The sequence below is a fragment of the Phaeobacter sp. JH20_08 genome (assembly GCF_048056635.1).
GTDB lineage: Bacteria > Pseudomonadota > Alphaproteobacteria > Rhodobacterales > Rhodobacteraceae > Phaeobacter > Phaeobacter bryozoorum.
Map to the genome: position 1 here is coordinate 145,612 of NZ_JAYMVV010000022.1, position 18,063 is coordinate 163,674.

Consider the following 18,063-nt stretch of genomic DNA (forward strand, 5'->3'; position numbering starts at 1 on the left):
GCGGCAGCAAACTCTACCGGTGCGATGGTGACAACAACGCGCAGATGATTCCCGTCATGGGCGAATTTGATTCGCCAAATCACTGAACATGTTACAGAAAACCAAAATGCGTCACTTCAGTTGAGAACTGCGACAGAGGCCTGTAGCGACGAATAGGCCCTCCGCGTTTTTCCCTCTTCACGCTGTAGATAATTCTGATCGAACAGATGCCGGTAACCCCCTGAACATAAGCGCGTTATTCGAACCAAGCGCAAACTGGCCTTATCCAGTCCAAGGATTTGGCCATATAGCCGCGCGCGTGAATATCCCTATGCGTGTCCAAGCACGGCACAACCGTAGCGAAACTGGATTACAGGCTGCTTCCGTCAGAAAGGTCGCGATACATGCTGAACGAAGAACAAACCGCAATTCTGGAAACCTCTGTCATCGCCTATGATGCGATCTTTTCGGACCTGGGACCGGAGGCACGGGAGTCGTTCCGCGACACCGTTCAGACCTTCTTGGAAACCGGGCTGGGCATTCCCGAAGTCAAAGCCATCAGCAAGGCGACCAACTACTCGAACTGGAACTACAATCTGGTCAAAAGCCTGAAAGGGAAGATCGCCGGTAAGGATTTGGTGAACGACGATGAGGACAACAATCTTGAAGCCCAATGGGCTGAGTTCATCGCAAAAGACCTGAAAATCGTCGGCAAGATCGTCGCCGCCATCGAACAACAATATGCTGCTGGCGAACTGGCGAATACCAACGAACAGTTCATCAATTCGATCAAGGGTAATGTCACCGACGACATATCAAAGCTTCAGGTCGACCTGGACGTGCTCCGGGCGCAGCACGACCGCCTAAGTGATCCGAACCATGCGGATTTCGACGCCGAAGCGGCCGACAAGGTCAGCAAAGAGATCTACCGGACCAGCACCGTTCTTGATGCAGCCGAAAAACTGCAAACCGACCTTGCTGCATTTGAAAAGGGCGGCAATATCGCCGACCACAGCGAAAGCCACGCGAACTATCTGCAAGCGCGCATTGATGCCCTCGAAATCGCCCGGCAAGATAAGCTGGAAGAATACAAGAAATACGCGGCGGAGACCTACACCGGCAGCGATGTGCTTGCCGCAAATGCAAAGGCCGAGCTGGAAGCCATTTCCAGTGAATCCCTTGAGCTGATCAGCCTCCGAGAGAAGACAGAAGGCTTCCAGGAATACAGCAGCACCGTCCGCACCGCCTCGCTGAAGGCCGGAGTCAATCTACTGAGCAGCAGTCAGGCGATCTCCGCTTTCGCCGTCAAACCCGACAACACGCCCGAAGGCCATGCTGCTAACGCAGGCTTCCTGGGTGAAGCCGTGTTCAGCGCTGGCGGCGACATCCTGGACGCTGCCGGCCATCTGAAATTTGCTAAGGGCGCAAAGGGCTTTGCGGCACTGTCACTGGTTGGCGGCGCAGCAGCCAGCTTTGTGCCCACAGCTAAGCTTCTTGCCGACCCGAACCTGCCGGATGAAACCCGCAAAGTCGTACAGGCAGAGGTCGGCCTGCAGGGAACCGCGCTCGCCTTTGCGGCCGTCGAGAACGTGCTCGGCATCGCAGAGCTTGCGGTCAAGGCAGGCAGCAAGGCCGCTAACGTGCTTGGCAAGGCGGTACCGGTTATCGGCGCCATCGGGTCTGTAGTAGGTGCGATCAACCCGGCAAAATGGGCGGAATTTGACCAGAAACAGGATCGGATCGACGCGATTCAGAAGGCCGACACCTACAGCTCCGGCCTGCTGAGCGACCTTCTCCAGGAATCCAAAGACGCAGAAGCCGCATTCTATGGCGTGACCACCGGGCTCGACGTCATCACCGGCGTCACATCGGGCGTACTTGCGGCAACCGGCGTGGGCGCCCCGATCGCCGCTGCGGTGGGTCTGATTGGTGGTGCGATTTCGGCAATTGTTGGTGCCTTTGAACAGGTTGCGCTTGAAGGAATTGCCGACAAATATGCCGCCAAGATCCGAACTGACGAGAACGGCAATCCGCAGACTGTCGAAGAGTTCTTCGACGGCAGCTTTGATCAGAAACAGGAAAAGACCAAGGCCCACTACACCGAGTTCTTCGGCGAGTTGATCGCGGACGACGATGTCGACCAGGTGATTGCGCTTGGCGGCCAGGGTCTGGATGTAACCGATATCGAATTGTCGGCCATCAGCAAAACCAGTGGCGAGCTGAACAAGACCGCCAAGAACTACGTCGAAACCTTCACGACCAATGGCTGGCAGACCGGCAACCGCAGCCTCACCCCGACCGAGGGCAGCGATATCAATGTTATCAACCTGCCGAATGCCCATGGCGCCAAATCCTACCTGACCTTCACAACACCGCTGTTCTCCGCCGGCACCGAGGAAACCAGCCGCGAAGAGACCGGCAAGAACGAGTATCAGACAACGCTCAAGATTACCGACCTGTCCGGCTGGGATATCCGCGACTACGGCGACAATCAGACCACCTTCAACATGTCGAAGGTGGTGTCGAGCGCCGAAGACCGTATGGGCAACAAGATGGAGGTCGGGATCGAAATCAACGCGGGTGGTGGTGATGACACGCTGTTCGCCTATGAAAGCCAGGTCACCTTCGACGGTGGCACCGGGCAGGATACCGCCTCCTACGCGCGGCTGTCAGGTGGCGAACTTTCGAGAGGGCTTTCCATTGGCGCATCCGGCGACAGCACCTATGTCTCGAAGAACCTCACGGCAGGTTCGAAATACTATCAGGAATCCATCGACTCGCAGACTGCCAACCACGGCAAACGCACCGAGGTTGTACAATTCCGCAAAGTTGAGCTTGCCGAGCGCAGTGGCATCCACTCAGTCTCCGACACCCTCAGTAATATCGAAATCCTGCATGGCTCCTCGCTGGGCGACTTCATGTATCTCGACACCTCCACACAGCTTGAACAGGTCTTTGGCTTCGGCGGCGATGACCGCATTGATGTCGGCGCCTCAATTCAGGTTGTTGGTGGCGGCGAGGGCGACGATCTGATCAACCTCAAACACGCACTTCTGGAAAGCTACTGGAACGGCCAGAAAGACGAGCTCTATATTGATGGCGGCGAAGACGATGGAGATACCATCGGGCTTAGCAGCCAGACATTGCAGCGCTTTGTCGATGAGCTTGAGGTCGACCAGATCCGCGAACAGACCGCGACCGAAATGGCAGAAGCCCTGATTCCTCTGGTGACCGAAAACCGGGATGAGGAGGTTACAAAAACGGCGGCGTCGCTCACGAATATCCTGAGAAGCACGGATGACACTGCACTGAAAAGGCTCAATGTCTGGAATACAGAAGCCGCGCATATCGTTTTGGACACCGAGGGCGCTGAGGGCGATACCATCGTCCATTCCCTGTCCGAATACCGGGCTGCGATCAATAACGGCATCACCAATGTCAACGCAGATGGCACCACATCCGAGCTGGATATCAGCGTCGATGTCGCCTGGGATTCCGGGTCGGTTGCGCTCCTCGGGACGGAACACAACGATACGATTGAGGGATCATCGAAGGACGACTACCTGTATGGTGACGCGGGCGATGATCACTTCACCTATGACGACTTCATTACCGGCAACGATATTATCGTCGGCGGAGAAGGGCGGGACATCTACAACGTCAATTATTTCCCGGCCAACTTCGGGGGCGGCAGCCGGGGCCATCATCTGATCACCGGGCCAGAGGCCGAAGATATCGCCGGCGACCTCCTCAACATCCACGTTCGCGACGACCGTGAGATCTGGTTCAATTCCTATGGCGACGATTTGGTCATCTCGCTTAGTGAAGACTTCTCCTTTACGGTCGAGGACTACTTCCTCGCACCGCAGGGATTGAGGACCAGCAGCCAGGCATTGAGCACCAACACAGATAGCTGGACCACTCTGGATGGATTGGCAAAAGCTGATCTGAATGCAATCCTTCAACAAGCGGGCAGTGCAGACTCGTTCGGGGTCAACGTCGTCTACTCGAACGGCGCAAACGTCGACTTCCGCCATGGTGCGCTGGGGAGCTTTGACAGCACGTCAGCTGCGTCACCGAGCAGCTATTTCACCACGCTGCGGGCCAATTACCACGCCTTCCGCAACTCGGACGACGTCTGGAAGACGCCTCAAAACGGAGATGAAACCAGCAGTTTCGGCGATGAGCTGGGTAAACTAACGGACGCAGAGAGCGGCGGTGCACTGCTCAGCTACGACGGCCTGTTCGACCTGAACAAACTCCTGAATATTCGCGATGTCGATCGAAACTCTCTGACCGGCATCAACGGGACTGAGGGCGATGATATCATCATTGGCTCGTCAGGTAAGGACAATATCGACGGCAAGGGCGGCGATGACATCATTGATGGCGGCTTGTCGGATGACACAATCGACGGCGGCGCCGGCTTTGATCTCTACAGCCGCGAAGGCTATGGAATCGGTATCAAATTTGAGCTGGGTATCGGCCAGCACGCAGAGCACGTACGTTACAATGACGCCCACACCGGAGAAGAGGTGCTTCTGACGACTGCCGGCGTCTACAGCAATTTCGAAGGTGTGATTGCAACCTCTCTGGATGACAAGCTAATCGGCAACAACGATGCCAATTACCTGGAAGGCGGCGCCGGGGCGGACACGATTTCCGGCAAGGCGGGCAATGACGTCATCGTCGGCGGCGCCGGATTGGATGTATTGGACGGCGGCGCCGGCTTTGATGTTGCGAGCTATAAAGGGGAAGCATCTGCTATCCAGTTCGACCTCGACTCGACCCAACCTGGGCATCAACAGTTTGCGCAATACTGGAATGGCAGCCAATGGCTTGCAGGCGACACGGTCAGCAATTTTGAAGGTGTTGCCGGAACCAGCCAGTCGGATATTCTGAGAGGCAATGCCGGCGGCAACTATTTTGATGGCGGCGCCGGGGCCGACCTGATCGACGGCAGGGAAGGCGACGACACCATTATCGGCGGCGAAGGCACCGATACAATGAATGGTGGCGAAGGCTTCGATGTTCTGAACTATGAGGGCCATTCGACTGCCGTTCGTATCAACCTGGCCCAACAAACCTCCGAGCTGATCCCGTCGCCAACCAACTATATCGTCGGCGATCAGATTTCCGGGTTCGAAGGCGTCATCGGTTCCGACTTCGATGATGATCTGATCGGCACCGCCGGGCGAAACCTGCTGGAGGGGGGTGCTGGCAATGATCGGCTTGCTGGGGGCGAAGGCTTCGATACCTTTGTGTTCCGCGCAGGTCACGGCACGGACCGGATCACCGATTTCACCGTTGGTGAGGACAAGCTGATGTTTGACTTTGGCGGCTCCGTGGCTGATTTTGACATCTCGGTCGTCGCAAGTGCAAATGGTCAGGAGACCCACACCCGTATCCAGACCTCGGATGGCGACCTGATCGACCTTCATGGCGTGGAAATCGACGAGCTGGGGGCAAACTCCTTTGTCTTTGTCTAACGCCGTGACCACAGCTGACCGGAAGCAGGAAAGAACGACCATGGATTCTCAACAGAACTTCCAGACTTATGGCAAGATCGCCTGGCTGTGGTCCAATTCCGTCCTGCACCGGGACTGGAGGGTCAGCCAGCAGGCAGGGTTTATCCTGCCTGCGATCGCCAGCCAGCAGTATTACATAGTCGAAAGAGACGGTTTCCCGGTTGCGTATTGCAGCTGGGCGCTGCTCGACGAAGAGACGGAGGCGGCGTATATCCTCGATCCAAACCACCTCGATCCGGATTGCTGGAACAGCGGTGACCGGCTCTGGTTCATCGACTGGATTTCTCCGTTCTCGCCGAAATACTCCTGGGCGCTGCGCAGCGCCCTGGTGAAGCGCTACCCGGACAAAGTGGCACGGGCGCTGCGGGTCAAGAAAGACAATCAAACCGCACGCATTGCCTCCTTCACAGGTCATGGCCTGGAAAAGCAGGAAAGCCGCGCCATCAAACGAAAATACTACGAAGACATGGTCGAAGGTCTGGCCAGCAATCCCAAGCTCGGTCAGGACTTCTTCCTCTCCGGTCTCAGCACCGAGGATTGATCGCGCGTCGATAGCTGTCCCCCGCCGCCCCGATATCAAATCCCGGCCGCTCCCGGCCGGGGCGTCGGGGTGGCAACACCTGGGGTCCACAGGATCTTCGCCTGTCACCGCCTCAGCAGCGGCGCAACCTGTCCTGCGATCAGATCCGACCCCCGCAGCGACGGGTGAATCCGGTCAGGCGCAAAAAGCGACAGGTCGTCGGGGCGAAACACCGCATCCATATCGAGGAGCGTCACGCCCGCATCCGCTGCCGCCATACGCGCCAGCCGTTCCTCCAGAATTTGGTAGGGCGCAACACAGACCGTACCCGCGTATCGCGGAGAGGTGTAATAATCGAGCCAGATGATCCGCGATCCGCGACGGCGCAGATCCGAGACCAGTTCCGGGATGGCACCCTGCGTTCCGCTCGCGGAAATCAGCCGGTCAAGTTCGACATCGCAAACCTTGCAGCCACAATCGCGGCTGCGAAGGTCATTGGCACCGCCATTCAGCACGACCCACTCCGCTGACACTGGTTTCAGTTGCGTGGGTATGTGCAACGCCCCGCGCCCGCCGGTCACCCGCGCAAGCGACAGCGAGACATCGCCAACCGGTTCGCCAAGCCGACTTTCCAGCCGATCCGCAACGGATCCACTGTCATTTCGGTTCCAGGCCATGACGGAGTCGCCCGCCACAACAATGCGCGCATTCTCAGGAACCCCGCGCCCGCAGGCCCCCAGAAAAACCAGGCCGATTATCAACCAGTACTTCATCTGCCTGAGCTAATCCGCATCGCGCAGAGGTCAATCCGACAGCGCCCTGTCAACGGGATCGAAATCGCGTCAGAATAAGGCAGGGCGCCCCCGCACCCGCCGAATGTCATGATTGAGACAGGCAGCCGTGCTATTTGGTGACCCCGGCAGGATTCGAACCTGCAACCTGCCCCTTAGGAGGGGGCTGCTCTATCCAGTTGAGCCACGGGGCCTGATCAGGGCCAGCCTGTTTACGCGATAGCAAACCCACCATGGCAAGACAATCCTGTGGAATTGGATTTTGCAACGGCTGCGCCCCATTGTGCAGCGCGCTCTGTCTGCGCTAACGTAACAACAACAACAATGTGAGGCCATCGACGTGACAACGGACAACAAGCGCCCGCTCACCCTTCGTGACGTATCCGAAGCCACCGGGGTTTCAGAAATGACCGTCAGTCGCGTGTTGCGAAACCGGGGCGATGTGTCGGAAAAAACCCGACAAAAAGTTCTGAGCGCCGCAAAGGAACTTGGCTACGTCCCGAACAAGATCGCCGGTGCGCTTGCCTCGAACCGGGTCAACCTGGTGGCCGTGATCATCCCGTCGCTGTCCAATATGGTCTTCCCGGAGGTGCTGACCGGCATCAACTCAGTGCTGGAAAACACGGATCTACAGCCTGTGGTCGGCGTGACCGATTACCAGCCGGAGAAAGAGGAGAAAGTCCTCTATGAGATGCTGTCCTGGCGACCTTCTGGCGTCATCATTGCCGGGTTGGAGCACACGGAGGCGGCGCGCGCCATGCTCAATGCCTCTGGTATTCCGGTGGTGGAAATCATGGATACCGATGGCAAGCCGGTGGATGCGATGGTGGGGATTTCCCATCGCCGCGCTGGACGTGAGATGGCCAAGGCCATACTGAAAGCCGGCTATCGCCACATCGGTTTCATGGGCACCAAGATGCCACTGGACCATCGCGCCCGCAAACGGTTTGAAGGCTTCACCGAGGCGCTCGCCAAAGAAGGGGTCGAGATCGAAGACCGCGCCTTCTACTCCGGCGGTTCCGCCCTCGCAAAGGGCCGCGAGATGACGCAGGAGATGCTGGAACGCTCGCCTGAGTTGGATTTCCTTTATTATTCCAACGACATGATTGGCGCGGGTGGCATGCTCTACCTGATGGATCAGAAGATCGACATCCCCGGTCAGATCGGTCTTGCCGGGTTCAACGGAGTGGAGCTGTTGCAGGGGCTGCCACGGCAGCTGGCCACGATGGACGCCTGCCGTCTGGAAATCGGACGCAAGGCGGCAGAGATCATCGCCGCGCAGCTGGATAACCCGGATCAGGAGATCGAAAAACACGTGACCCTGACCCCTACCATCACCTTCGGCGATACGCTCAAGCGGCGCTGATGGCGGTTGCGCGGCTGGACAATCGGGCCGCGCGGCGCCTGTTCATGGATCGGCACGCCCTGCTGGAGCAACCCAGCGGGCCTGCCAAGGGTGATGCGCTGCTGGAACTGATCACCCGGCTTGGCTTTGTTCAGCTGGACAGCATCAACACGGTGGCCCGCGCCCATGACATGATCCTGTTCTCCCGCAGGCCCAGCTATCGCCCTGCGGCGCTGAAACGGCTCTATGAACAGGAACGCCGCCTGTTCGAACATTGGACCCATGACGCTGCCGTTCTACCTATGGAGTTCTACCCGCATTGGCACTTGCGATTTCGGCGCGACGCAGAGGTTCTGCGCAAGAGATACCGCAACTGGCGCCGCGACGGCTATGAGGCGAAGTTCCAGCATGTTCTGGACCACATTCGCGACCACGGCGCAGTCAGTTCCTCCGACGTGGGCAAGGATGAAGCCAAGGGATCCGGCGGCTGGTGGGACTGGCATCCATCAAAAACCGCGCTGGAATACCTCTGGCGCTCCGGCGCGCTGGCCGTGGTCGGACGCAGTGGCTTTCAGAAACGCTACGACCTGAGCGAACGGGTTATCGACACCCGTCACCTCCCCGCCCAAGGGTCGCCCGACCCGGAGAAAACGCTGGACTGGCTGTGCAATGCGGCGCTGGACCGGCTCGGCTTTGCGACCTCGGGTGAACTGGCTGCCTTCTGGGCGACGGCCTCACCGGCGGAATGCGCCGCATGGTGCAAACAGGCGCTGGCGGACGGGCAGATCGAACCGCTGGATATCACGCTTTCGGACGGGCGCAGCCGCCGTGTCTTTGCCCGCCCCGGCGCCGTCGGGCTGGCCCCCGCCCTGCCGCCACCACCGGGCCGAATGCGCCTCCTCAGCCCGTTTGATCCTGCTCTGCGCGACCGCAAACGCGCGGAAGGGCTGTTTGGCTTTCACTACCGGATCGAGGTGTTCACCCCCGCCGAGAAACGACGCTACGGCTACTACGTCTTTCCGCTGATGGAGGGGGACCGTCTGGTCGGCCGCATCGACATGAAGGCACACCGGCAGGCGGGTGATCTGGCGGGCTGTCTACATATCACCGCGCTCTGGCCCGAACTGGGCATCAAATGGTCTCCGGCACGGCAGAATCGGTTGGAGGCCGAACTGGAACGAATTCGCCGGTTCACAGAGATGGAGCGGGTGACATTTGCGGATGGCTGGCAACGCGATCCCCTATGAGTTCGACTCTAACAACGGGCAAAACGCGCCCTAGGCGAGGTCGGGGCGCAGCGACGGCTCAATCACCGCACGGTAATCTGCGGGCGCAGGCCTGGCGCTGAAATCGCTCGGCTCGATAAAGACGCAGACGAATTTGCCCTCAAAACACAAAACACCGTCCTGCCGCGCTTCCACCCGGAAGGTCACGGATTTCTGCCCCAGCGCGACGGGCCATACAGCACAGGCCAACCTGTGGCGCGGCGTGACGGGAGAGCGGAAATCAATGCTCATATGCACAAAGGGCGTGCCAGTACCGCGATCCAGTTCCATCTGATACCAGCCGTCACCATCCAGCTGCTGCTCCCACCAGGCATCAATCGCCTGCAACGCAAACCCCGGCAGATGACCGGTATAGGCAATGCGCGCCGGGTCACAATCACCCCAACCGACGCGGATTTCATGCACAAAGTCAGGGGTCTGGCTGTCCGTCATTCTGGGCCTCGGCTCTTGGGTGTCACGGTGTTCACAATGGGAACGGCCACCCGCCGGGACGGATGGCCACCTTGCAGGATCATCAACTTTCAGCGCATCAACATCAACGGCAACAGCGTGATGATTGGAAAGGCCACCAATATCACAACCCGGATCAGGTCAGAGGCGACAAAGAACATCACCGCCTTATAGGTGTCGACCATCCGGGTGGTGCGATCCATCGCGTTGATGACGAACAGGTTCATGCCCACCGGCGGGGTGATCAGGCCAACCTCGACCACGATCAGAACCAGAATGCCAAACCAGATGGCGACATATTCTGTCTCCAGCCGGTTCGCCATGCCCTTGGTCACACGAATGCCCAGCTCCTTCATCTGGTCGCGGGTCAGTTCGGTGCCAGTGGCAATCGCCTCCTGGATCGAGACGAGCATTTCAGCCCCCATCCCCTGTGGCACGCCAGCCTTGAGCACCTCCATCGCCGCATCGGCCTGCATCGCGGGCAGATTCACCAGACCAAAATCCATCGCGGAAATAACCGGGTAAAAGATCGGGATAGTCAGAAGGATCATCGACAGGCTGTCCATCAGGCAACCAAAGACCAGATAGAAGGCGAGGATCAGCATCAGCACCACCCAGGGGCTGAGACCCTGGGAGACCACGAAATCAGCCAGCTCCTGCGGGACTTTGGTCAGGGCGAGAAACCCGTTGTAGAACCCCGCACCCAGCACGATGAAAAAGATCATCGCGGTCGAGCGCGCCGTCACCATGAAACTATCGGTCAGGGTCTCACGGTTGAGCCCACCGTTCAGCCAGGCAATCAGCCCGGTTCCCAAGGCACCAACCGCAGCGCCTTCGGTCGGGGTGAACCAGCCCAGATAAATCCCGCCCACGACCAGTCCAAAAACCAGAAGAACCGGCCAGACGTGGAACAGCGCCGCAAACCGCTCGCCCCAGGGAACCGGGGGGCGCGTCCCCGCGCTGCCGGGGAAAACCCGGACATAGACAGAAATCGCAATCACATAACCAATGGCGGCCAGAATACCGGGGATAAAGGCGGCAAGAAACAGCTTTGCGATGTTCTGCTCTGTCAGGATGGCATAGATCACCAGCACCACAGAGGGCGGGATCAGAATGCCAAGCGTACCGCCTGCCGCCAGCGTCGCCGTGGAGAAGCCGCCAGCATAGCCGTAGTTGCGCAGTTCAGGCAGCGCGACACGTCCCATGGTTGCCGCCGTGGCCAGCGAGGAGCCACAGATCGCGCCAAAGCCCGCACAGGCCCCGATTGCTGCCATGGCAACACCGCCCTTCCTATGCCCCAGGAAGCCTTCAGCCGCCTTGAACAAAGCCGTGGACATGCCACCCAGCGTCGCAAAATGGCCCATCAAGAGGAACATCGGCACGATGGTCAGCGAATATGAGGAGAAGGTGGAATAGGTCTCGCTCTTCATCCGGCCAAAGGCCACCTGAGTGCCATCTGTCACGATGATCAGCCCGACCAGCCCAACCAGAAACATCGAAAGGCCAATCGGAACCCGCAGGAAAATCAGCATCATCAGGACGGGAAATGAGGCAATCCCGATTTCAAGCGCAGTCACTGTTCGCCCTCCACGCCGTCCCAGACAAGGATGCGGCCAGTCATGAATTCAATCGTACGGACGGCGGCCATATAGAGGCCCACCAAGGCGGCCACGCTGGCCGCGACCAGACTGGCGGCATAGGCCCACCAGACCGGAAACTCGAGCAGAAAGGAGGTCTCGCCGTTCTCGAACTTGCTCAGCATCCCCGCGCCAAGCCGCACCGCAATCAGCACCAGCACAGCCGCAAAGACGATCTCAGTCGCCATCCGCAGGAACCGTTTGGCCCCCCGCGGGAAACTGTTGGTGACAATATCCACCGACGCATGGCCCGCCGTGATCTGGCACAGTGGCAAAAAGGCAAAGATCGCAAAGGCGACGCCTGCCTCGACAATTTCGAAATCACCATTGATCGGCCCGACACCGATGGCGATCAACCACTCGGCCAGATCCGGCGCGATGCTCTGCATCAGGGCGCCATGCAGCCCCCCGTTCAGCAACCGCCCGGCAATCGACAGACAGGTCAGCAGGATCAGAAGCGATAAGACAATACCGCCCGCCATGGCCATTGTTCTGGCCAGTCCCATCATCAGCTTGTGCATGGAAAGCCTACCCTTTCAGGTGGGGTGGACCTGCGACAGATGCAGGCACAGGTCCACCAGTCTTGCGCTCAGTTAGTTATGCTGAGCGGTGTATTTGTCGATCAGATAGGTCGCCTGCTCCAGCAGCGCGTCGCCATCAATGCCTTTTGCCTTCATGTCGTCGAGCCACTGCTGGTAGATCGGCTTCGCGGCTTCGCGCCAGATCGCGGTCTGCTCTTCATCCAGCGTGATGACATTATTGCCCTCATCCAGTGCGAACTCCCGCGCCGGATCATCGGCATCAGCCATGGTGCCACCGGCAAAGACCGAGAATTCCAGACCGGAGTTCTCATCCACGGCCTTTTTCAGATCATCGGGCAGGCTCTCATATTTCTCTTTGTTCATCGCCAGAACAAAGGTCAGCGTATAGAGCGCGCGGCCGGTGAATTCCGTGTGGTTCTCGACCAGCTCCGGCACCTTCAGCGCGGTGGTGACTTCCCACGGAATGGTGGTGCCGTCAATCACGCCCTTGGACAGGGCTTCCGGGATAGCCGGAACCGGCATACCCACCGGGGTAGCGCCCAGTTCCGTCAGCAGCGCGTTCACCGAACGGCCACCGCCGCGGATCTTCATCCCACGCAGATCATCCGGTTGTTCCACCGGATCCGTGGTATGGATGATGCCGGGGCCGTGAACCCAGGTGCCAAGGATCTTCACGTCCTTGAATTCACCATCCTTCATATGCTCCTCGAACATTTCCCAATAGGCGTGCGATGCCGCACGCGCATTGGTCATCATAAACGGCAGTTCGAACACTTCGGTCGAAGGGTAGCGGCCGGGGGTATAGCCCACAACGGTCCAGACGATATCTGCCACGCCATCAATGGCCTGATCCATCAGTTCTGGTGGCTTGCCACCCAGCTGCATGGACGGATAGCGGTCGATCTTGATACGCCCCTGCGAAGACGCCTCGACCTTGTCGGCCCAGACATCCAGAATCAGCTTGGGCACATTTGCCTGCGCCGGCAGGAACTGGTGCAGCTTCAGCGTCACCTCCTGCGCCATCGCCGAGGTCGCGCCCATCACCATGAGTGCAACGGCCCCTGCCGCGCCAAGTAGTTGTCTCCGAGTGGTCATATGTTTCCTCCCTCTGACCTTATGTCTTTTCGTAACTATCGCGATCAGATGCCCCTGATGCAACAAACCCAACGCACAGCCTATCCGGCCATCCAGCCGTAAACGTCCCCTGACACCCTCAGCTATTAGGTGCATTTGTAACCATCAACAGATGATTATGTATCTGCACTGCATGATTTCGCGAAAATGCTTCAGCCTGCCGGGTCGATGAAACAAAAATACGTTACAGAAATCTTCAAACAAGAAGTATTCAGGTTACATAAATCACGGCATGGTTGCATCTGATCGCTAAATTCGCCGCGCTGATCACATGACGCGCTATTTTCGCCTATCGCAGCGACAACCGCACAGATGTCAGCCCATCAATACCGCCTTCGATATGATCCCCTGCGACAACAGGACCAACCCCCGCCGGCGTGCCCGTCATCACCAGATCCCCCGGCCGCAGATGATAATACCCAGAAAGATGGCATAGAATCTCCTCGACCGACCAGATCAGCTCCCCGAGAGAGGCGTCCTGACGGATCTCTCCGTTCACCCGCAACCAGATTCGCTGCGTCTGAGGCTCCCCCCATTCCGATGCCGCACGCAGCGGCGCAAAGACACTGCCGCCCTCCAGATCCTTGCCCAGGCTCCAGGGGCGCTGCTTCTGGCGTTCGCGCAATTGCAGATCCCGGCGCGTCATGTCCAGCGCGCAGCCATATCCCCAGATCGCCGCCCGCGCCGCTGCGGCCGTCGCATCCGTGAGCGGCGCTGCAATCGCGACGACCAGTTCCATTTCGTGGTGAAAATTCTCCGTCCCCTGCGGATAGGGCAGCTCCGCGCCACTCAATACCGCGTGGCAGGCCGACTTGGTGAAATAGAACGGCTGCTCCCGGTCGACCTCCACCCCCATCTCCGCAGCATGGGCCGCGTAATTTCGCCCGACACAGAAAATGCGGCCAACCGGCCAGACCTCCTCGCGCCCCTCCAGCGGAATGGCAGGCACCGGCGGCAGATCGAACAACGGCTTAGACATGGTAGAGACCCTTCGGATTGGGGGAAATCGAACCGGCCAGACCCTCGCGTCTCCCGCAGGTCACCACCGGCCACCAAACTCAGATGCCGCACCCTAGCAACCTCACCATAACAGCGCGACCCCCAACCGGATGATCCACCCCCCCGATCGCGGGACGCAGCTTACCGGTGATCGAGTCATCGCCCGGACCACCTCGTGAGCACCAGCACAACGGCAATTGTCGCTTGACACTCAAACCAGCCACCTATTAGTTCATATGCAGAACGAACTAATAGGTGATGTATGGAATCGACCCAGCAAACCTCATTTTCCAGGCAGGTGGCGCTGTACTCGGTCATGCAGGACATCATCCATTGCGGTCCGATCTCTCGCGCCTCAATCTCCAAGCAGACAGGATTATCGAAGCAGACAGTTTCCGAGTTGGTTCGTATCCTTGAAGGCGAAGGCTGGATTCGCGAGACGGGCCGGACCTCTGGTCATGTCGGCCGCACGGCGACCACCTATGAACTGATACCGGAAAGCGCCTTTATGGCGGCGGTCGATCTTGGCGGCACCAAGGTGCGCGTCGCGATCGTCGATCTCGCTGGTACTATTGTCGCCGAGGTCGTAGCCCCCACTCATCCAGATGGCGGGCGTCATGTGGCCGATCAAATAGGAGACCTGGTCAGCCGCGCCATCCGCGAGGGAAATGTGGCCGCCAACACTGTCAGACAGACAGTGGTCGGCTGCCCCGGTGTGCCGGACGTCCTATCCGGAAAGGTGAACTTCGCCCCCAATATTGCCGGAATCGATCAGATCGATTTTCGGGCCGCGGTATCAGAGGCAACGGGCACAAAGACGCTGCTTGAGAACGACGTTAACCTCGCAGTACTCGGCGAACACTGGCTTGGCGCAGGCCATGGCATCGACAACGTTGCCCTGATCGCGTTCGGGACCGGGGTTGGCGCAGGGCTGATCGTAAACGGAGCGCTTGTAAGAGGCGCATCAGGAGCCGCCGGGGAACTTGGCTATCTACCGTTCGGCGCTGATCCTTTCGAGGAAGAATCCCTGCGGGTCGGGGCGTTCGAACGAGTGTCGGCCACGCATGGCATTCGCGCGGCATATCTCGCCACAACTGGTAAAGATGTCGACGTACCGGCGATATTTGATGCCGCCGCGTCTGGTGAGGTCGCGGCTCGGGAAGTCCTCGATAAAGTCGCAACTCAAATGGCGCGGGCAGTTGCGGCAATTGGCGCCGTGGTGGCGCCCGAGGTGGTCATCCTCGGCGGAGCAATTGGGTCCCGTCCCGAAATCCTGACCGCGACCCGCGATGAGCTGAAGCGCTGCTTTCCTTTCCCGATCAGGATCGAACCTGCCCAACTCGGCCATCACGCCGCGCTGAGCGGAGCCGTCGCTGTTGGACTGACCGAATTGCATACCGAGTTGTTCGCCAAATCTGCGCCCGGCGCGGTCATTACCCTGCCGACCCCGAAACAGGGCAAACTTGCGGGTTCCGCAGAATGACGGCGCATGGCCCCCTGATCACGCTCCTGAGCCAACATCTTGACCGGGCGGTGGTCAACGATCTGCTGGCCCGGGCTGTTCGCGCCGCTTCCGTGACTGGGGACGAGGTCGCGATGGTTGACATGCTGCGTCCCGAAATGGAGCGTCTATCGCTGTCGCCCTCGGTCGAAGACTTCAGTCCAGGGAGGCCGAACATCACAGGACGGCGCGAGGGTGGCGATGGTCCTGACCTTCTTTTCATCGGACATACGGACGTTGTTCATCCAGGCAACTGGAGCGATCATTGGGCTGGCAAACCACAACAGGACCCCTTTGGCGCGACAATCATCGACGGCGAACTGTGGGGGCGCGGCGCTGCCGATCTCAAGGCTGGCATTTGCACATCGCTCGCCGCTCTCGATCTTCTGGACCGGGCGGGTATCCGCCTTCTGGGAACGGTGTCTTTCGCATTTGTCGGAGATGAGGAAAGCGGCGAACCCGGCAGCGGAAAAAGCGCAGGCGTTCGCCATTGGACAGAAAGCGTGCTGGCGGGCGGACTGCCGCGTCCGGATCTGGCGGTCTATGTCGAACCTACCCGCCTGCAGATCCTGCCGGTGCAGATCGGATTTTATATCGCGGAGGTCGTGCTGACGGGCCAATCCGCCTATTTTGGCCGACCGGAGCTCGGCCGCGACGCCCTGAAGGCCGCGCACAAGGTCCTTCAGGCGATTTGGGATCACTCGGATCGAATTTCGGCCGCTGGCAGCCATCCGCTTCTGGGGCGCAGCAACATCCTTGTAACGGGGCTTGAAGCCGGGGGGCTGATTGCTGTTCCCGGAGAATGCCGCTTTTCGCTGATTGGCAAGCTTCTGCCCGGTGACGACCTTGATGCCGCCACCTCGGAACTGGAAGCCGTGATCCGCGCCGCAATTGCTGAGGACATCCGCGTCAAAATAGATTTCACCGCCGGTCGCGACCATCCGCTAGGCGGCTCCCCGGCCGGGATCGAAGCCGATCATGAGATGGTCCGACAGCTCTCTGCTTCCATCGCGGCCGTACGGCCCGATCGCGGTGCAGTTGAAGGTGCGCCCTTCTGGTCGGAAATGCCCTTTCTGACAGCAATGCTCGGCGTGCCGACTGTCTATTGCGCACCTGGCGATATCAGCATCTGCCATACGAACCACGAACGCGTTCCCCTGCAGGATTACCACGACGGGATTGTCGCCTTCGCAGCCTTCATCGCACTCACATGTGGAATTCGGTCCGACTGAACACAGGGGCCACAACAGGGAGAGAGACCATGAATTGCACTTCCAGAAATCTTCTTGCATCGTTGTCGATACTTGCCTTCATGGCAATGCCTGCATCGGCCCAGACCGTCGGACCCTCGGGCGAGGCGGCAACCCCCTCCTCGGCTGTGATCGTTGATGATGCGCAGGCGAGCCAGCTGCAATCCCGGGGCTTTAGGGCGGCGCTGCTCTGGCACGATCAATCCGACTTTGTGAACGCGGTTACCGCAGGCGCAACCGATGAATTCACCCGGCTTGGTATCGAGGTGGTTGCCACGACATCAGCCGGCTTTGACAGTGCGCGTCAACTTGCGGACATCGAAACCGCGCTCGCGCTCAACCCCGATATCATCTTGTCCCTGCCGCTCGACCCCGTGGCATCTGCGTCGGCCTTCAAGAAAGCACGCGACGCCGGTGTCGAGTTGGTTTTCCTTTCCAACCTCCCGTCCGGCTACGAGCATCCTGCCGACTATGCCGCCATCGTGACCGACGATCTGTTCCAGATGGGCAAGCAGGCAGCCGACATTCTGGCGGGCGCGATGGGCGGCACAGGCGACGTGGGCTGGATCTTTCACGACGCCGCTTACTACGTGACGAACCAGCGCGACAATGCCTTCAAGACGACGATCGAAACCCACTATCCCGGGATGGAGATTGTCGCCGAGGCCGGTATCAGCGATCCCGCAAGGGCAGAGGAAATCGCGAATGCCATGCTGTTGCAGAACCCCAACATCGGTGGGATCTACGTGACATGGGCAGGTCCGGCCGAAGGTGTGCTCGCCGCGCTGCGCGCAAACGGCAACAGCTCAACCCGTATCGTGACGCTCGACCTGTCTGAGCCGATTGCTCTCGATATGGTCAAGGGCGGCAATGTCGTCGGCATCGTTGCCGATGAGGCCTATGAGCTCGGGCGCGCCATGGCCGCTGCCGGGGCGCGCGGGGTTCTCGACCTCGACAACCCGCCCTTTGTCGTTGCACCGGCCGTCTCGGTTACCGCCAAAAATGTCAACGAAGGTTGGAACCAATCGCTGAATCTGGATGCGCCGCAATCGGTTCTCGACGCGCAGCAATAATCTACCCCCGCTGCGCCCGGAGCGATCC

Annotated in this window: 13 protein-coding genes and 1 tRNA gene; 7 read left to right on the forward strand and 7 right to left on the reverse strand. The window is 59.3% G+C overall.

Annotated elements, in window-relative coordinates; genetic code table 11:
* Positions 1 to 383 precede the first annotated feature (383 nt).
* Positions 384 to 5,468 (forward strand): hypothetical protein, encoded by a 5,085-nt coding sequence (locus VWY75_RS19145; RefSeq protein ID WP_416537689.1) that lies wholly within the window; start codon positions 384 to 386, stop codon positions 5,466 to 5,468.
* Positions 5,469 to 5,508: 40 nt separating this feature from the next.
* The gene (locus tag VWY75_RS19150; protein ID WP_416537690.1) at positions 5,509 to 6,048 is read left to right on the forward strand and encodes a toxin-activating lysine-acyltransferase; all 540 of its coding nucleotides are present in this window, start codon (positions 5,509 to 5,511) and stop codon (positions 6,046 to 6,048) included.
* 104 nt (positions 6,049 to 6,152) lie between these two features.
* On the opposite strand, the gene VWY75_RS19155 is transcribed toward VWY75_RS19150, so the two are convergent.
* Complete coding sequence (locus VWY75_RS19155) at positions 6,153 to 6,800, reverse strand: SGNH/GDSL hydrolase family protein (RefSeq protein WP_416537691.1); 648 nt, start codon at positions 6,798 to 6,800, stop codon at positions 6,153 to 6,155.
* 135 nt (positions 6,801 to 6,935) lie between these two features.
* Positions 6,936 to 7,012 (reverse strand) — tRNA-Arg (locus tag VWY75_RS19160).
* Between the two features lie 146 nt (positions 7,013 to 7,158).
* Here VWY75_RS19160 and VWY75_RS19165 point away from each other — a divergent pair.
* Together VWY75_RS19165 and VWY75_RS19170 are read left to right on the forward strand one after the other, a co-directional pair.
* A complete protein-coding gene (locus VWY75_RS19165; protein WP_340546980.1) occupies positions 7,159 to 8,184 on the forward strand; it encodes a LacI family DNA-binding transcriptional regulator in 1,026 nt (341 codons plus the stop codon).
* Entirely contained in the window at positions 8,184 to 9,410 is a 1,227-nt protein-coding gene (locus VWY75_RS19170; protein WP_416537692.1) for a winged helix-turn-helix domain-containing protein, read from the forward strand. Before VWY75_RS19165 ends, VWY75_RS19170 begins: the two co-directional genes overlap by 1 nt.
* A 30-nt stretch (positions 9,411 to 9,440) precedes the next feature.
* Here the strand turns inward: VWY75_RS19170 and VWY75_RS19175 are convergent, their stop codons facing one another.
* The 5 genes from VWY75_RS19175 to VWY75_RS19195 form a co-directional block, all read right to left on the reverse strand.
* Positions 9,441 to 9,881 carry an acyl-CoA thioesterase gene (locus VWY75_RS19175; protein ID WP_416537693.1) on the reverse strand — a complete coding sequence of 147 codons (441 nt, stop codon included), beginning with the start codon at positions 9,879 to 9,881 and terminating at the stop codon, positions 9,441 to 9,443.
* 89 nt (positions 9,882 to 9,970) lie between these two features.
* A complete protein-coding gene (locus VWY75_RS19180; protein WP_416537694.1) occupies positions 9,971 to 11,476 on the reverse strand; it encodes a TRAP transporter large permease in 1,506 nt (501 codons plus the stop codon).
* Positions 11,473 to 12,057 carry a TRAP transporter small permease gene (locus VWY75_RS19185; RefSeq protein WP_340546984.1) on the reverse strand — a complete coding sequence of 195 codons (585 nt, stop codon included), beginning with the start codon at positions 12,055 to 12,057 and terminating at the stop codon, positions 11,473 to 11,475. The genes VWY75_RS19180 and VWY75_RS19185 overlap by 4 nt, the downstream gene beginning before the upstream one ends.
* Before the next feature lie 72 nt (positions 12,058 to 12,129).
* Entirely contained in the window at positions 12,130 to 13,173 is a 1,044-nt protein-coding gene (locus tag VWY75_RS19190) for a TRAP transporter substrate-binding protein (RefSeq protein WP_340546985.1), read from the reverse strand.
* Between the two features lie 328 nt (positions 13,174 to 13,501).
* Positions 13,502 to 14,191 carry a fumarylacetoacetate hydrolase family protein gene (locus tag VWY75_RS19195; protein ID WP_416537695.1) on the reverse strand — a complete coding sequence of 230 codons (690 nt, stop codon included), beginning with the start codon at positions 14,189 to 14,191 and terminating at the stop codon, positions 13,502 to 13,504.
* 282 nt (positions 14,192 to 14,473) lie between these two features.
* Between VWY75_RS19195 and VWY75_RS19200 the strand changes: the two genes are divergently transcribed.
* From VWY75_RS19200 to VWY75_RS19210, 3 genes are read left to right on the forward strand one after another with little or no spacing between them, the layout of a single operon-like run.
* The gene (locus tag VWY75_RS19200; protein ID WP_416537696.1) at positions 14,474 to 15,694 is read left to right on the forward strand and encodes an ROK family transcriptional regulator; all 1,221 of its coding nucleotides are present in this window, start codon (positions 14,474 to 14,476) and stop codon (positions 15,692 to 15,694) included.
* Positions 15,691 to 16,944 (forward strand): M20 family metallopeptidase, encoded by a 1,254-nt coding sequence (locus VWY75_RS19205; RefSeq protein ID WP_416537697.1) that lies wholly within the window; start codon positions 15,691 to 15,693, stop codon positions 16,942 to 16,944. Before VWY75_RS19200 ends, VWY75_RS19205 begins: the two co-directional genes overlap by 4 nt.
* Positions 16,945 to 16,973: 29 nt before the next feature.
* Complete coding sequence (locus tag VWY75_RS19210; RefSeq protein ID WP_416541647.1) at positions 16,974 to 18,035, forward strand: substrate-binding domain-containing protein; 1,062 nt, start codon at positions 16,974 to 16,976, stop codon at positions 18,033 to 18,035.
* Positions 18,036 to 18,063: the final 28 nt, after the last annotated feature.

Coding starts and splice junctions, on each gene's coding strand:
- VWY75_RS19145 (WP_416537689.1), top strand. CDS start 384: ATGCTGAACGAAGAACAAACCGCAATTCTGGAAACCTCTGTCATCGCC.
- VWY75_RS19150 (WP_416537690.1), top strand. CDS start 5,509: ATGGATTCTCAACAGAACTTCCAGACTTATGGCAAGATCGCCTGGCTG.
- VWY75_RS19155 (WP_416537691.1), bottom strand. CDS start 6,800: ATGAAGTACTGGTTGATAATCGGCCTGGTTTTTCTGGGGGCCTGCGGG.
- VWY75_RS19170 (WP_416537692.1), top strand. CDS start 8,184: ATGGCGGTTGCGCGGCTGGACAATCGGGCCGCGCGGCGCCTGTTCATG.
- VWY75_RS19175 (WP_416537693.1), bottom strand. CDS start 9,881: ATGACGGACAGCCAGACCCCTGACTTTGTGCATGAAATCCGCGTCGGT.
- VWY75_RS19185 (WP_340546984.1), bottom strand. CDS start 12,057: ATGCACAAGCTGATGATGGGACTGGCCAGAACAATGGCCATGGCGGGC.
- VWY75_RS19190 (WP_340546985.1), bottom strand. CDS start 13,173: ATGACCACTCGGAGACAACTACTTGGCGCGGCAGGGGCCGTTGCACTC.
- VWY75_RS19195 (WP_416537695.1), bottom strand. CDS start 14,191: ATGTCTAAGCCGTTGTTCGATCTGCCGCCGGTGCCTGCCATTCCGCTG.
- VWY75_RS19200 (WP_416537696.1), top strand. CDS start 14,474: ATGGAATCGACCCAGCAAACCTCATTTTCCAGGCAGGTGGCGCTGTAC.
- VWY75_RS19205 (WP_416537697.1), top strand. CDS start 15,691: ATGACGGCGCATGGCCCCCTGATCACGCTCCTGAGCCAACATCTTGAC.
- VWY75_RS19210 (WP_416541647.1), top strand. CDS start 16,974: ATGAATTGCACTTCCAGAAATCTTCTTGCATCGTTGTCGATACTTGCC.